Below are 14,162 nucleotides of genomic sequence, written 5' to 3'. Positions count from 1 at the left end.
CTCTCCTGGCTATTTCCCTAAGATAAAATCGATATCCTCTGCCGTAATATTCTTAGCTGCAGCGCCGTCAGCACCGATAACATTATCGAATAACTCTTGTTTCTTTTCCTGTAAAAGTCGAATTTTCTCCTCAATGGTTCCTACTGTAATAAGCCGCAAGGCATGGACTTTATTGACCTGGCCTATCCGGTGTGTACGGTCGATGGCCTGCTTTTCGGCAGCGACATTCCACCAGGGATCATAGATAAAGACGGTACTGGCAGCTGTGAGATTGAGGCCTGTGCCACCGGTTTTTAGCGTCATCAAAAAGACCCGACAAGAAGGGTCTTCCTGAAAACGGTCTACTAATTCCTGCCGGTTGCGGGTGGCTCCACTCATGCTTACGTAATCTACGCCCTGCTCGTCGAGCGCATTGCCCAGCAGCTCAAGGCCAGCCAGGAAATTGACAAAAATGAGTGCCTTACGGCCATTTCCGATTACTTCCCAAAGTTGTTCGAGTAGCAATTCTTTTTTGGCCGACTGCACTTTGCCATTGGTCTTGCTTTCCGGGATGGTAGCTATCTGGCGGAGTTCATTAAGGGCCTGAAATATGATAAACTGACTTTTGTTAATTCCCTTGCTAGCTACCTGTTGCTCAATCAACTCCTGATAGTATCGGCGGCGCATCTCATAAAGCTGAGCTTGTTCGGGGCTCATATCCACATACAGCGTCTGTTCTACCTTGTCGGGCAGGTCATCCAATACATCTTCTTTGTGTCGACGAAGAATGAATGGGAATATCTTCTTACGCAAATGACGGGTCGCTACCGCATCGTTTTCCCTTTGAATGGGATAGCCATAATCCTGCATAAACTGCTTGAGCGTGCCAAACATACCAGGGTTGAGGAAACGAAACAAGGAATACAACTCTCCCAAATTATTCTCTATCGGCGTACCACTGAGCGCAAGGCGGTGATCCGCCTGTAATAACAAAACAGCCCTGGTGGTTTGGGTTTCAATGTTCTTGATGTTCTGCGACTCATCCAGGATCACATAACAAAGATCAATGTCTTTAAGGTCTTTGATATCATTACGCATCGTAGCGTAGGTTGTAATCACAACTTGCGACCCAGCGGTAGCTTCCCAGTTTCGGTCTGTTCCGTAGTGGATGTAGGTGGTGAGCTGTGGTGCAAAACGCTCGCATTCTTTACGCCAGTTTTGCAACAAACTCCGAGGAGCCACAACCAGCGAAGGTCGCTTTTCTTCCGGGTTGCTGTAAACTTTGGCCAGTACACTGATGGCTTGTAGGGTTTTCCCCAAGCCCATATCATCGGCAAGGCAGCCGCCCAGGTTTTGCTCCCGTAGATAGTTCAGCCACTTGAACCCATATTTCTGGTAGGGCCGCATGGTAGCGTTCAGTTTAGGTAGCTGTGTTTTCTTTTTTGCTAAATCAGCAAAACCTTCAAAAACAGCCCGCGAACGCTTAAATGGAGATTGGTCGGTCTGTTCTGCAATCAAATCTTCGATGAGTGGCAAATCGAATACCGACAATTGCAGGGTCTTTTTTTCTTTGTCCTTATGTTTAAAAAGCCGTTCCAGCCGGCGCACATAATGTTCATCGACAATCGCCGTGGTGCCATCTCCTAAAACGACGTAGCGTTGTTTTTGAAATTGGCGCAGCAAATCAAAAAGCCCGATACTTTGTTCACCAAAGTCAATGTCTACCTCTCCTTCCAAAAAGTCGATGCCGTGACTGAGGCGCATACTTACCTTCGGGGATTGTACCGTGATTTTATATTCTTTCAGCTGTTCTGCTCCCAATACGCGGTAGCTTTGCAACAACTTCGGGAGGTTTTCGGTGATAAAGGTGCTGGCGCAATCCTGCTCCAATACAAACAAGTTATCTTCCCGAAAGAAGGATTGCTGCTTACCTCGCCCTTTTTGCAGCATCCGCTCCATGGAGTAGAGTAAATCTTCATACTGATTTTGGCGAATCACACGCAGCGTGATTCTTTTCTCCAGTTCATTCACCTGAGCATAGCGAACCAAGGGATAATCCTGCATCCGGTCAATGTCAATATGTGGCAGCGTTTGGCCTACCCTCAAATAGAGACTTTGATCAACGTCGATTTTTTCGAATACTAGACAAGGCTCTGCTTCGATGAGCTGCTCGGTTTGATGAAGCTCGTATTGATTGTAAACCAGTTTTATATTGTCAATTTGGCTAAAATAGAGAGACAAGAAGAAAACCTCATCGGCTTTATTAATGGTGGTGTTAAAAACAGAAAGGAAGGCAAAGCCACCACCAAGGGGAGAGACTTCGATAATTTGCTGCTCCCAAAGCACCATATCTTCGGTGAGCATCACAAAATTCGCATGGCGCTTTTCATTAACAATCAAGAAGTGCCTGGCCTCTAGCTGGTCATCTTCCTTGGGGTCAAGTTGAAAAACCATCCGCCCCTTAGCTGTTGAGAAAGTAATGCTTTCCCCTTTTTCGTTTTCCAATCGGGGGCAATGCCGCAACAATGCTAGCAGGTAGGGGTGCTCATGTAGGAAAATACTGTTACTGGGTTGTGCCCAATCAATCACAAAATCCTGCTGTTGCTTTAATTGATGCAGAGTGCTGAGCAGCTGCCTTTCGTAGCCGACGCTCTCATTGTAATCTATTTCTACTTCTGCTCCATTAGGATCGACGACTCGTAGCGCGATTCCTTGCTCTTCTTTATATAACCGAAAATGGAAATCAGCAGAAGACTGTGTCGCTTTCTTTTTCCGTTTTACCGCTTGTTCTTGCCTGAGGGCACTCAACCACTTGGGATCCATTCTTTGGGTAACTAAATTTACATATGGTGCAAAAATAACGTAAAAAAACAGGGTAGAAAACAGCACAAAAACAAATTGAGTATTCGTTTTCTGAGTAGAGGGCTAAGCGTTTCATTTTAAGCGTTTTAGCTGTTTTGAAAACCTAAAGAAGGCTCAATTTGTTTTTTACGCAATACAATTGACTTATCTTACGGGGACTAAATATTATTCTTTATGCCCGCTCGCCCCTCTTTGCCTCCACTTGAACCAGCCGAGGATACATTGGCCATTTTTGGTCGTCCTGCCGGCTGGATGCTGTATTGGGGTAGTGGGGTGATTGTAGTGTTCTTTGCTTTGCTGCTGCTGTTTACCAGTTGGGTCAACTATCCTGATAAGGTTACGACGGAAGTGATCATCACATCGGGAGCTCCTCCTGTACCGGTGGTTACGCGCACAGAAGGTGTTGTTGCCCAGGTTCTTGTAACAGAAGGAGAATTTGTAGAAACCAACGCGTTATTAATCGCCCTCGACAATCCTGCCGATTTGGAAGATGTTTTGAAAATGGAGGAATTGATTGCTAACCTAACGCCCTTTTCCAGCCCTTTGGACATCCCTTCCGTTGTTCTTCCTTCCTCCCTTAAGCTGGGTGCCATGGGGCGTACTTATACCCAATTACAAAACCTTAGTACAGAAATTGATTATTGGCTGCAACGGCAGAGCAATAGTCCACGCGCCCGGGAAATAGCGAAACAATTACAAGAGATAAAAAAACTGCAAACCAGTCTTCAGGAACAACTGGAAACCCAGGAGTTAGAAACAGCAATTGCCCGCAACCAATTGGATCAATATGAGGAACTCTTCATTAAAGAAGCAGCCAGCCAACTGGAAGTAGATCAAGCTGCTACCAATTATTTACGCTCGGAAAGGCAAATAAAACAACAAGAAAATAGGTTGATCGAAAGCCGGAACCGAGAAGCTGAACTACGCGAAAGCCGCCTCGCGCTCGGTGAAAATGTCAGCGACCAAATCATGGAACGCTGGCTAAGATGGCAGGCTTCGTTGCGCCTTCTGCAGCAAGAGCTTTACGAATGGCAAGAACTTTACTTGCTGCGAGCAACGCAAAGCGGCAGTATTTCTTTCTACGAAAATATCTACCCCGGCCTTTTTGTATCTCCCCACGAGGTCGTCATGGGTATTGTTCCAGCCGATACCACAGGCATATACCTTGCCGAGGGGCTGCTCCCACAAATAGCCAGCGGTAAAATTTTCCCCGGAGCTAAAGCCTACTTGGAGTTGGACGCTTACCCTAGCCGCGAATTTGGACAGGTCCGCGCAGAAGTACAGCAAATAGCATTAGCTGCAAATGCAGAAGGAGAAGGAAGCTATCGCTTGGTCTTGGGGCTCCCAGATAGTCTGCGTACTTCTTATGGTATAACATTGCAACCTCGGCAACAAATGCGCGCCCAAGCCATCTTACTTAGCGAGAACAAAAGCCTACTCAGGCGGCTGCTTGATCATTTATGGGAAGTGGCGAGAAATGAATAAGCCTGACTTTCGGCAAAAGGCCGTAGGAAGATGTGGACTGCTTTGCGCCCTCAGGGTAAACCTCGAAGGGGAATAAGCACCACCAACCTACTAACAAAAAAAGTAACAGAAACGCTAATAATTTCAAAGTAAAGCTTATCTTTGCAGCCCGTTAGGAAATTTTTCAAACAAACAACTACTAATGTTCGCAATCGTAACCATAGCTGGTCAACAGTTCAAAGTTGAGGAAGGTCAGGAGATCTTCGTCCACCAGCTAGAAGCAAGCGAAGGTGATAAGATGTCGTTTGATCAGGTTTTAATGATCAACAACGACGGTAACACCTCGATTGGCACGCCGGTTTTGGACGCCAAGGTTAATGCTACGGTATTAGGCCACCAGAAAGGCGACAAAGTGATCGTATTCAAGAAGAAGCGCCGTAAAGGATACCGCGTCAAGAATGGTCACCGCCAGCATTTTACCAAAATTAAAATAGACAGCATCGCCGGCTAAGTCGGTTGCATCATTGTTCATCTAAAAAGCATTAAACCATGGCACATAAAAAAGGTGTAGGTAGTACCGACAATGGACGCGACAGTCAGAGTAAACGACTTGGCGTTAAGCTATTCGGAGGTCAAAACGCTATCGCAGGTAACATCATCGTTCGTCAGCGTGGTACCAAGTACCATCCTGGTGATAACGTATACATGGGGAAAGATTTTACCCTACACGCTAAGATCGACGGCACGGTAACTTTCCGCAAGCGTCGTTCTAACCGTACTTACGTAAGCATTCTTCCTGCCGATGCAGTAGCTGAAGCACCTGCTGCTCCAGTAAAGAAAGCTCCAGCTAAAAAAGCTGCTCCAGCTCCTGTAGCTGAAGCACGTTCTGTAGCAGCTGAAGCTCCTAAGGCTGAAGCACCAAAGAAAGCTGCTCCTAAAAAAGCGGGCGCTAAAATTGAATTACCAAACGGTAAAAGCATCAAGCAAGATGACCTGAAGATGGTAGAAGGTGTCGGTCCTAAGATCGAAGGCCTACTACACGACGGTGGCATCAAGACTTGGGAAGACCTAGCTAACGCAGCTACGGAAACCGTACAAGGCATCCTCGACGAAGCCGGACCACGCTACCGTATGCACCAGCCTACTACATGGGCCAAGCAGGCACGCCTTGCTGCCGATGGCAAATGGGACGAGCTTGTAGCTTACCAGGATCACCTTGATGGTGGCCGTGAACCAGAAGATAAGTAAGTTAGCTTAGCGCTAATTGCTACTATAAAAAAGCCCTCGTTGCCATTGGCAGCGAGGGCTTTTGTGTTTAATGTGTTTTTATTAATAACTCACAAAAAAAGTAAGCTCCACCTCCTGTAATGCAACTACTTCATCTGTAGCCAACGACGCCGTGTTTCTCCAATTCGGTGTGCTACGGTTTAGTCCTACTTCTGCATTGACTATGCACGAAATCAGCTTTCCATCATAAATTGTCCCCCTGTTTGCGGCTAATCTTGTGCCTTCAAATTTGTATTCTTCAACTTTAGTGACCGTCAACTGGCCAACAGGGTTTTCCAGGAAACTGGATTTAGAAGAGATATCGTCTAAAGAGCCAAAGTCGTCAACACCAGGATAACGAAAAGAAACATCCACCAAGCCTGGGCCCTCGCCCAATTCAAAAACATTACCAGGGGCAAAAAACTGCTCCAACTCTTCGCTGGTCCATTTCCGGGTTGCAGGTAACTGGTCGGACCAGAATTGCAGCCCAAAATAACTGACAGGATCAATTGTAGACAGGGAGGTGTAAGCACCAACGATCAAGGTTGGCCCTAGCTCGCCTTCGGATACATCTGCGTTCCAATAGAAGTATTGTTCTAAGATGGTACTATCATTCGGCGTACCAATATCAATCTGAAAGTCAACAAAACTGGCCTCGTCGGGGCCTTGGTACGCACCTTTTATTTGTAAAAACTCCGTGTCATAATTGGTTTCAATATCCAGGTAGTTTTCCTCATCACAGGATAGTAAGCTCAAAAAAAGGATCATTGATCCGAGGTAGGATAAGTAATTCATTGTTTTATTTTTTAGATACTCTGACAAATCAAGCGAAAGCTAAAATTGCCAAAGTGTTTAGAATGGTAAATTAATTAGCAGCTTAGCGCAAGCGCGCACTAAAGCCCACAGCCAACATACTGAGGTAATGCTGTGCATCTCCAGTAGAAGCTACAGATGGATTGATCAGGTTTTTCGTCCCCTGCCGGAAAGAAGCCCTCAATGCACAACCTTTCGTTATTTCGTAGTAGAGCGTTGCTTCCGCACTAATGTCGTAGCTGGCAAAATCTTCAGCATCCAGTGAACTACTGCTTATTAATCCACTTGTGACGAAGCCATGCACGTATTCATTTTCTCCTATTTCAGGTTCTCTGACACTAATGGCATAACGATCGTATTCTTGCCCAACGGGCTGAAATAGTAGCGACGCATTTATACCAATACTCCACGACCAGGGCGACGCCTGCTGTGGGCGATGCTTAAAACGCAAGCCGGTATCAAAAAAGCCAAGCGCTTGGAGTTTGGTATTTTGCTCTCTTTGCTGAAAGCCACTAGGGAGTATGTTGTAGGTATATTCTCCATATACCCGGTTGTAGCTGCCCATTTTGCTAGCACCAATAAACAAACCTAATGAACTCTTGGTGTTTATCGGTTTTTCCAGACTGAGCTGTACGCCTCCCCCAAAACCAAGCTTGAATGGATCAAAATCAAGGAAGCCAAAAGAGGTAGTAGCATCCACCCAAATTTGGGTTTTAGTACTGGTTTGTCCACGTAATGAATAGGAGAGAACGGACAGTAACAAGGTGACAAACAGGACGGAATATTTCATGATTTTTCGTTTTGAATTTAGAGGTCAGAAATTAGAGAGAGCACGCAACACGTTCTTAGAGGCGATAAGTAAGCCCGATTTGAAATAATTCTAGTTCCAAGGCATTGGTAGAAGGCCTTGAACGAGCAATAACAAGTGATGATAAGTCTGGATAGTTTTGCTGCGAATTAGCAGTCAATTCCGTCGATGAATAGCTGCTCGATAACCAATCCTGAAACTGTATGCCGATACGCACGCCAAAGCGCTCTTGCGGCCAATAGGTATAGGAAAAGGCAAGGCTGTTATAGGTATCAAGTGTAGACTTGTACTGTAGACCGTAACCATCTGTTGCATTAGCCAGAAAAACTTTTGACTGGTTGTAGATGAAACCAAATTGCGCGGCAATACTCAAATCTCCTTGCCCTATTCGAAAATTAAGTTCTGGTCCTATAGCTGCTGGAATGCGATGCGTTTTTCTAACAAAAGTCCAGGGTTCTCCTATACGGGCACTCCCGTTGCGAGTAAAGAAATAATCGCCGGCTTCACTAACATTGCCGTAGCCAATACTTGCACTTACCGCCAACCAACGCATAAAACGATAACTGGAGCGTAGCTGAAGGGTGTGGGCATTCCTTGCCATTGTTATCGAGTCGTTGTTGTTGTGGTTGAAAACAAATCCAACATCAAAACCTACGGTAAGTGGGCTAGTCGTTGTTGTCTGGGCATTTAAATCCTGGCTCATCATCCCCACAAAAAGGAAGCAACAGGCATAGAGGAGGTGTTTCATACGATGCATGATTATTATTTTTTCAATGAATAATTTAATAAGAGGAGTTCCTAATACCGCTCGATCACATCGGGGTATAATGTTCGCCGGTCACGTTTTCGCTTTCGGCTTTCAAGAACCGGCGCTGAAAGTTTATCATCTAATAAACTTGGCAGCAATGGTATCGTCGTGTTCCCTTTTAGAGGAAATGTAAGGTAAGCAGCACTCCTGTCGGGTAAGGATTGTGTTTCTTCCTCTTTAGGAGGTGTGCTGGCGTTTATTTCTGTAGCTAAAAAGCTTGTAGCCTCTGGCGCCGCTTCCACAAACTCCGTGGTATTGGCAGGAAGTTGACGGTACTCGGGATTCGTCGTGCTTCCTGCCTCCACTTTAAAGGGCGCGTTCTCGGTGTGTAATGGGTTTTCTGTCGGTGTATTTTCGAGAGTAGTTGTAATATTAAAGCTACTCAGGGTAACAGTGTTTTTGTTGGTATCACTAAGCATCCACCAGCATAAGGCGCCAATAATGATCAGAATAAAGCCTCTAAATATCCATGCCGTCAAGCGGCCGCTAGCTGGCGGAGCCTCTTCTTTGGGTGCCATTGTACCGCCACCTTGGTCCAGGAGTTCATCCATTTGCTCCCAAGCCGAGGCATCAAAGGCAAACTCGTGTGCTTCTACTTTAGACCGAAGCTCGTCTTCCCATTTGTTGTAGTCGAAACTCATGCCGATCTGCCTTTTTGGTTATACAATTGCCCCAGCCAAGACTGTAAGGTCTCGCGGGCTTTAGCTAGTCTCCATTTACTCGTACTGAGGGTGATGCCCAACAGGTTGGTAATCTCCTCATGTTTGTATCCTTCGATCACATACAGGCTGAAAACAACACGTAAGTGATCCGGTAAGCGCTGAATAATCTGAATGAGTTCTTCGACAGCCAGATTTTCCTCGGCCTTGCTCCTCATAATGGGTACCTCTTTGGCTTCCAGGCTAATGCGTTCCCGATAGCGCTGCTCGTAACGCAAGTGATCCATCGTTGTTCTAAAAGTAATGGTTGCCATCCATCCTTGAAACGACCCTACTTCCCGGTATTTTCCGAGTCCATTAAAAATGGTTAGAAAGGCCTGGTTCAATATTGCAGTAGCTTCCTCCTTATCGCGGGTATAGCGCATCGGAATACCCAGAAGCTTACCGTAAAAGCGGCGGTAAAGCTCCTTTTGCGCCAACCGATCCCCCGCCAGGCATCCCTGTCGCAAGTTCTCTTCGGTGCTATGTTTTCCGTATGACATATACGTTGATAATGTTTTTTTAGAGAAGGACTTTATAAAGGATGCTGTTTAATACAGCCGTCTTAATCATGCCTTCTATCCCTACTATCGTTGGAGAAATTAAAAAGGTTAGTGAAAATCTGTTTTTTTTTATTTTTTTATTTTCCACACCCAAAATATTCTTACCGAAGCCTAGAGATACAAAGCTCCTGACTAGGGCTCCCCACAAGTTACATCTATCGACCGTACTTACTTTCCTACCCCTAGGGGCCATGCCTTCGTGCCTCGGCACCAGGCTGTCTGCCGCTCCGTAGTCGGGTTTTAAACCCGACCCTACGGAGCGGCTGCCCATCCTTTGTCCTTGCCCCCTCCGGGCCCCGAGCTACGGCCTGCTGGCCTACGCACTGGCTTTAGACCCGCCCCTCCGGCTTTTTTCTCGCAAGGAAGGAGTGACGCAAAGGTTAGAGGTAGCCCATCACCCTGGTCAGTTTGCAAATTCATCCCTCCGTTTTCCTATTTCATCGAATATTTTTCGGTTTTTCCCGTACAATTCTCACCTTACAGTTGTAATATTTTTGAAGCAGATGCTACTAATGGTATTGCAAGCTCGTTTTCAACAAGCCTGACTAAGCACCCTGTTAAAAACTTACACAATCATTTTCGTAAAAAATAAACCAGAATGAAACACATTTTCTTGCTTTGCGCACTTTCTCTAGGATTTTTCATGGGTAACGCGCAAGAGAAGGCCGTTACGGATATTACTGCTGATGAGATCATTGAGGCTTACCTCGAAAACATTGGTGGTAAAGACAACTGGAAAGCCCTGACCTCTATGCGAATGGAAGCCAAAATGGCTCAGATGGGGATGGAATTCCCTGGCGTAATCATGCAAATGCCACCTAACAAGCAGCGTATGGAAATCAACATTCAAGGCCAGGAAATGATCCAGGCTTATGATGGAGAAACAGCATGGTGGATCAACCCATTTATGGGAGCTGCTGACGCACAGCCAATGCCTGCTGAAATGGCCAATGAATTCACCAAAGAAACCTTTGAGGATGACTTCATCGACTATGCTGACAAAGGCCACACAATAGAGTTGTTGGGCCAGAAAGAAGTAGACGGAGTAATGGCTTACGAGCTTAAATTGACAAAAAAGGACGGTACGGAAGAATTCCATTACTTTGAGCCCGAGTACCTAGTGCCTATCATGCAAAAGACCATCATTGCTGAAGGACAGATGGCTGGTCAAGCTGTAGAGACTTACCTGAGTGACTACGAAGAGTACGAAGGACTAATGATCCCGAGATACATCGAATCAAAAGTAGGCGGTGCCACTCAGTTTTCAATGACAGTTACCAAGATTGAACTAAACCTAGAGTTAGACGAAACCATTTTTGTCTACCCGAAGGCCGCAGACAAAGGCAACTAATTGCCCTGCCTGCCAGAAATTTTATTCACTGGCCCTGCGGCAAACGTCGTCAGGGCCAGTGTTCGTCAGGGAACAGTCTGAAAAAAAATATCTAGAAACACATCCATTATGCGAATTCTTTTTACCTCTTGCGCCCTTCTTTTTAGCTTTTTGTTTTTCCATCAAGCCCAAGCCCAGGATAGCCAAATCACGACCAGCTCTATGCTAATCGACGGCCTTCGTGCCCGACAGATCGGTCCGGCAGTAATGAGTGGCCGTGTGAGTAGCATTGCGGTACATCCCGATGACCCTACCACCATTTATCTAGGTTCCGCCGGCGGAGGTGTTTGGAAAACCGTTACCGGAGGTTCTGTACTCCGCCCTATATTTGATGACCATACCCAATCTATTGGCAAAATTGCCATTGCCCCCAGTGAACCGGAAACGGTTTACGTTGGTACCGGTGAACAATGGACACGTAATAGCGTCTCTGTTGGAACCGGGATGTACAAAAGTACCAACGGTGGTACAAGCTGGGAAGCTATCGGCCTGGATGATACCGAACGAATCTCTGACATCATCATCCATCCTACTGATCCTAATACAGCCTACGTGGCCGCCCTCGGCCATTTGTGGAACGCCAACGAAGAAAGAGGCGTTTTTAAAACTACCGATGGTGGCGCAACCTGGGAGAAAATCCTCTACATTGACGAAAATACAGGCGCAACCGACCTTGATTTCGATCCCGAAAACCCTGAAATCGTCTATGCTGTCACCTGGAGTTTCCGCCGTTACCCATGGTCATTTGACTCTGGATTTACCGGAGGCAGCGGTGTTTATAAAAGTACCGATGGAGGAAGTAACTGGGCACCTATCCAAAATGGTCTGCCCGACGAAAAACTCGGTCGGATGGCTATCGGTGTAGCCCCCACCAACGGCGACGTCATTTACCTTTCGGTAGAATGTAAAAGTGCCGATAAGAAAGGTTTATACCTTAGCACCGATGCTGGTGCCAACTGGGAAATGGCCAGCAATGACTTTGGCACTACCGTGCGCCCTTTTTACTTTAGTAACCTGACCGTTGATCCTACCAACGATAGTATTGTTGCGAAGTGTGGATTGAATGCCATTATTAGTGAAGACCGGGGCCGCGTTTTTCGTGCAATAGGAAATAGCGTCCACTCCGATATTCACGATATCTGGATAGACCCTACCAACCCCAAACACATCCTGGTAGCAACTGATGGAGGTATCTACGAAAGTATCGACCGGGGCCGGACCACCAAAATGTGGATGAATTTGCCTGTTTCTCAATTTTACCACGTAAGTGTAGATAATGCTAAACCCTTCAACGTCTATGGTGGCTTACAGGACAATGGCTCCTGGGTTGGCCCCTCACGCCGAGCCGGTGGCATTAGTAATAATGACTGGACCAATGTCTACGGCGGCGATGGCTTCTACACCTTCCCTCATCCTACACAAGAGGATATCATTTTTGCTGAATACCAGGGTGGCAACCTCGTTCGCTACAATAAAAAAACGGGACAAGCCAAATCAATAGCCCCTTACCGTGGAGAAGGAGAGGAGGAACTACGCTACAACTGGAACTCACCAGTTCATATCAGTACCCTGCGCCCGGAACGGATGTATTTTGCCAGTCAGTATCTCTACCGCAGTGAAGACATGGGTGAAAGCTGGGATCGTATATCTCCAGACCTTACCACAGACAACCCAGACAAGCAGCAGCAGTTTGCCTCTGGCGGATTGAGCATTGACAACTCTACAGCAGAGAACAACTGTACCATATATACCATTGCAGAGTCGCCAGTAGCCGACCAAACCATTTGGGTAGGAACTGATGATGGCCATCTACAGGTCACTAGTAATGGTGGCAAAAATTGGCAAAACGTCATTGCCAATGTTCCCGATCTCCCGGAAAATACCTGGATCACTTTCGTTGATCCCAGTCCACATGATGCCAATACTGCGTACGTGACGTTCGACCACCACCGAATGGGTGATATGACGACCTATCTTTATAAAACTACCGACCTGGGTGCTACCTGGACATGCCTGACCAATACCGAAGATGTATCAGGCTATGCCCTGAGTGTTCGCCAAGACTTGGTACAACCCAACCTCTTGTTTTTGGGCACTGAATTTGGGCTATACATATCACTAGACGATGGTACTACCTGGGCACGTTTCACCAACAATATGCCGAAGGTAGGCGTACGTGACATGGTGATCCATCCGCGCGACAATGCACTAGTGATGGCCACCCACGGCCGGGGTATTATACTCTTGGATGACCTGAGCCCATTGCGGCAAATCACCGCAGAAATGCTCACCGAAAAAGTAGCTTTCTTTGAACTTCCTCCCACACTACTGCGTGACCCTGGTGCAGGCGGAAGCTGGTTTGGAGGTTCTGGTAACTTTACCGCTGGCAACCCCAGCTCGGCAGCCCCAGTGATGTACTACAGCCAGAAGCGCCATACTTTTGGTAAGATGTATATCGAAATTTACAAAGACGGTGAGAAGATCAAAGAAATTCAAGCAAGCAAATCTGCGGGAATCAATGTGGTGAGGATGCCTACAAGCCTGCCGCAACCCAAAGCAGCACCTACTCGCAATCGGAGCGCCCTCTTTGGTTCCATTTTTGGCCCTAACCTGGAAGCTGGCGAATACGAAGTAAAGCTGATCAAAGGTAGAGACACCTACACCACCAGCTTTACCCTGGCTTTTGACCCTGATGCCCCTTACACTCTTGAGGAACGTGCTTTGCAACGCAAGGTCACCCAGCAGCTTTATGATATGAGTGAAGACCTGGCCTACATTTACCAAGTGTATGACCAACTGGCAGGTCAATTAGAAGCCTTGGACGGATTAAAGAAGAAGCGACAGTTAGCGGTAGATCGTTTGGCACAGGACATTCGCACGACCATGAATTCCCTCGTAGCCTTGGAAGGGGACTTCTATGTAGATGAAGGCGAGCAGATCCGGGAACGTATCTCAAACCTCTACATGAAGGTGAGCCAATACCCTGGTAAACCTTCTGATTCGCAAGTAGCAGAAGCAGAGCGCCTAAGCCTTGCCATGCAGCAAATCAATGTTCAATTCGCCCAACGCCTCAGTAATGAGGTAATGGCTATCAATGCATTGCTGGTAAAAGAAGACATGGAGCCTTTGAGTTACGATAGCAAAGAGACTTTCTTTGCAACCGATAGCGATAGCGGCAGCAACGAAGGAGGGCAACTAGATTGGAAAGGAAATGAAATGTACCGCGCTATGAACAGCACTGCCTTGGGTTGGCGCTGGATCATGATGTGGTAACTTTTTGGGTACTTGGTACCAAGTATTAGGTACAAGGTGTTTTGTAAAAAAAATAGAGGGACTAGACTTCGTTGAAGTTAGTTCCTCTATCCTTTTTTTGGCGAACACACCAAAACTTATCAGCGGCTAATATGACCTAATAGAACACGGATCGAACGGATTTGACGGGATTACTGCGGTGATCGTCCCTCCTGTTCTCAGAGTTGTTCTTGCAGTACCTCGGAGTTGCAGCAAGCTT

The 14,162-nt window shown here is 46.6% G+C and carries 11 protein-coding genes; 5 read left to right on the top strand and 6 right to left on the bottom strand.

Going from position 1 to position 14,162, the window contains the following annotated elements; translation table 11 throughout:
• Positions 1 to 9: 9 nt before the first annotated feature.
• Positions 10 to 2,802, bottom strand: coding sequence for a DEAD/DEAH box helicase (locus tag ACRBG0_RS08285; protein WP_431486433.1), 2,793 nt, complete (start codon positions 2,800 to 2,802; stop codon positions 10 to 12).
• A 213-nt stretch (positions 2,803 to 3,015) separates the two neighbouring features.
• Here ACRBG0_RS08285 and ACRBG0_RS08280 point away from each other — a divergent pair, with 213 nt between their 5' ends.
• The 3 genes from ACRBG0_RS08280 to rpmA all read left to right on the top strand — a co-directional run bounded on the left by ACRBG0_RS08280 (position 3,016) and on the right by rpmA (position 5,553).
• Positions 3,016 to 4,326, top strand: coding sequence for an HlyD family secretion protein (locus ACRBG0_RS08280; RefSeq protein WP_431486432.1), 1,311 nt, complete (start codon positions 3,016 to 3,018; stop codon positions 4,324 to 4,326).
• A 181-nt stretch (positions 4,327 to 4,507) separates the two neighbouring features.
• Entirely contained in the window at positions 4,508 to 4,816 is a 309-nt protein-coding gene (gene rplU / locus ACRBG0_RS08275) for a 50S ribosomal protein L21 (RefSeq protein WP_020535832.1), read from the top strand.
• Between the two features lie 38 nt (positions 4,817 to 4,854).
• Positions 4,855 to 5,553, top strand: coding sequence for a 50S ribosomal protein L27 (gene rpmA / locus ACRBG0_RS08270; RefSeq protein WP_431486431.1), 699 nt, complete (start codon positions 4,855 to 4,857; stop codon positions 5,551 to 5,553).
• Positions 5,554 to 5,634: 81 nt separating this feature from the next.
• On the opposite strand, the gene ACRBG0_RS08265 is transcribed toward rpmA, so the two are convergent.
• From ACRBG0_RS08265 to ACRBG0_RS08245, 5 genes are all read right to left on the bottom strand, one after another.
• Positions 5,635 to 6,366 (bottom strand): hypothetical protein, encoded by a 732-nt coding sequence (locus tag ACRBG0_RS08265; RefSeq protein WP_431486430.1) that lies wholly within the window; start codon positions 6,364 to 6,366, stop codon positions 5,635 to 5,637.
• A gap of 82 nt (positions 6,367 to 6,448) precedes the next feature.
• Complete coding sequence (locus tag ACRBG0_RS08260; protein WP_431486429.1) at positions 6,449 to 7,174, bottom strand: hypothetical protein; 726 nt, start codon at positions 7,172 to 7,174, stop codon at positions 6,449 to 6,451.
• Between the two features lie 55 nt (positions 7,175 to 7,229).
• Positions 7,230 to 7,949: a hypothetical protein gene (locus ACRBG0_RS08255; RefSeq protein ID WP_431486428.1), complete on the bottom strand. Its 720-nt coding sequence runs from the start codon at positions 7,947 to 7,949 to the stop codon at positions 7,230 to 7,232.
• Between the two features lie 41 nt (positions 7,950 to 7,990).
• On the bottom strand, positions 7,991 to 8,641 hold the full coding sequence (locus ACRBG0_RS08250) for a hypothetical protein (RefSeq protein ID WP_431486427.1): 651 nt from the start codon (positions 8,639 to 8,641) through the stop codon (positions 7,991 to 7,993).
• Positions 8,638 to 9,201 carry an RNA polymerase sigma factor gene (locus tag ACRBG0_RS08245; RefSeq protein ID WP_431486426.1) on the bottom strand — a complete coding sequence of 188 codons (564 nt, stop codon included), beginning with the start codon at positions 9,199 to 9,201 and terminating at the stop codon, positions 8,638 to 8,640. Before ACRBG0_RS08245 ends, ACRBG0_RS08250 begins: the two co-directional genes overlap by 4 nt.
• A 658-nt stretch (positions 9,202 to 9,859) precedes the next feature.
• On the opposite strand from ACRBG0_RS08245, the gene ACRBG0_RS08240 reads away from it, so the two are divergent.
• The gene (locus ACRBG0_RS08240) at positions 9,860 to 10,612 is read left to right on the top strand and encodes a LolA family protein (protein ID WP_431486425.1); all 753 of its coding nucleotides are present in this window, start codon (positions 9,860 to 9,862) and stop codon (positions 10,610 to 10,612) included.
• Positions 10,613 to 10,720: 108 nt separating this feature from the next.
• The gene (locus ACRBG0_RS08235) at positions 10,721 to 13,924 is read left to right on the top strand and encodes a WD40/YVTN/BNR-like repeat-containing protein (protein WP_431486424.1); all 3,204 of its coding nucleotides are present in this window, start codon (positions 10,721 to 10,723) and stop codon (positions 13,922 to 13,924) included.
• The last annotated feature ends 238 nt before the right edge of the window (positions 13,925 to 14,162 follow it).

It is taken from the genome of Lewinella sp. (assembly GCF_050633125.1).
Classification (GTDB): domain Bacteria; phylum Bacteroidota; class Bacteroidia; order Chitinophagales; family Saprospiraceae; genus Lewinella.
Note: the sequence above shows the minus strand (reverse complement) of the source record. Positions and strands in the feature narration are given on the sequence as shown.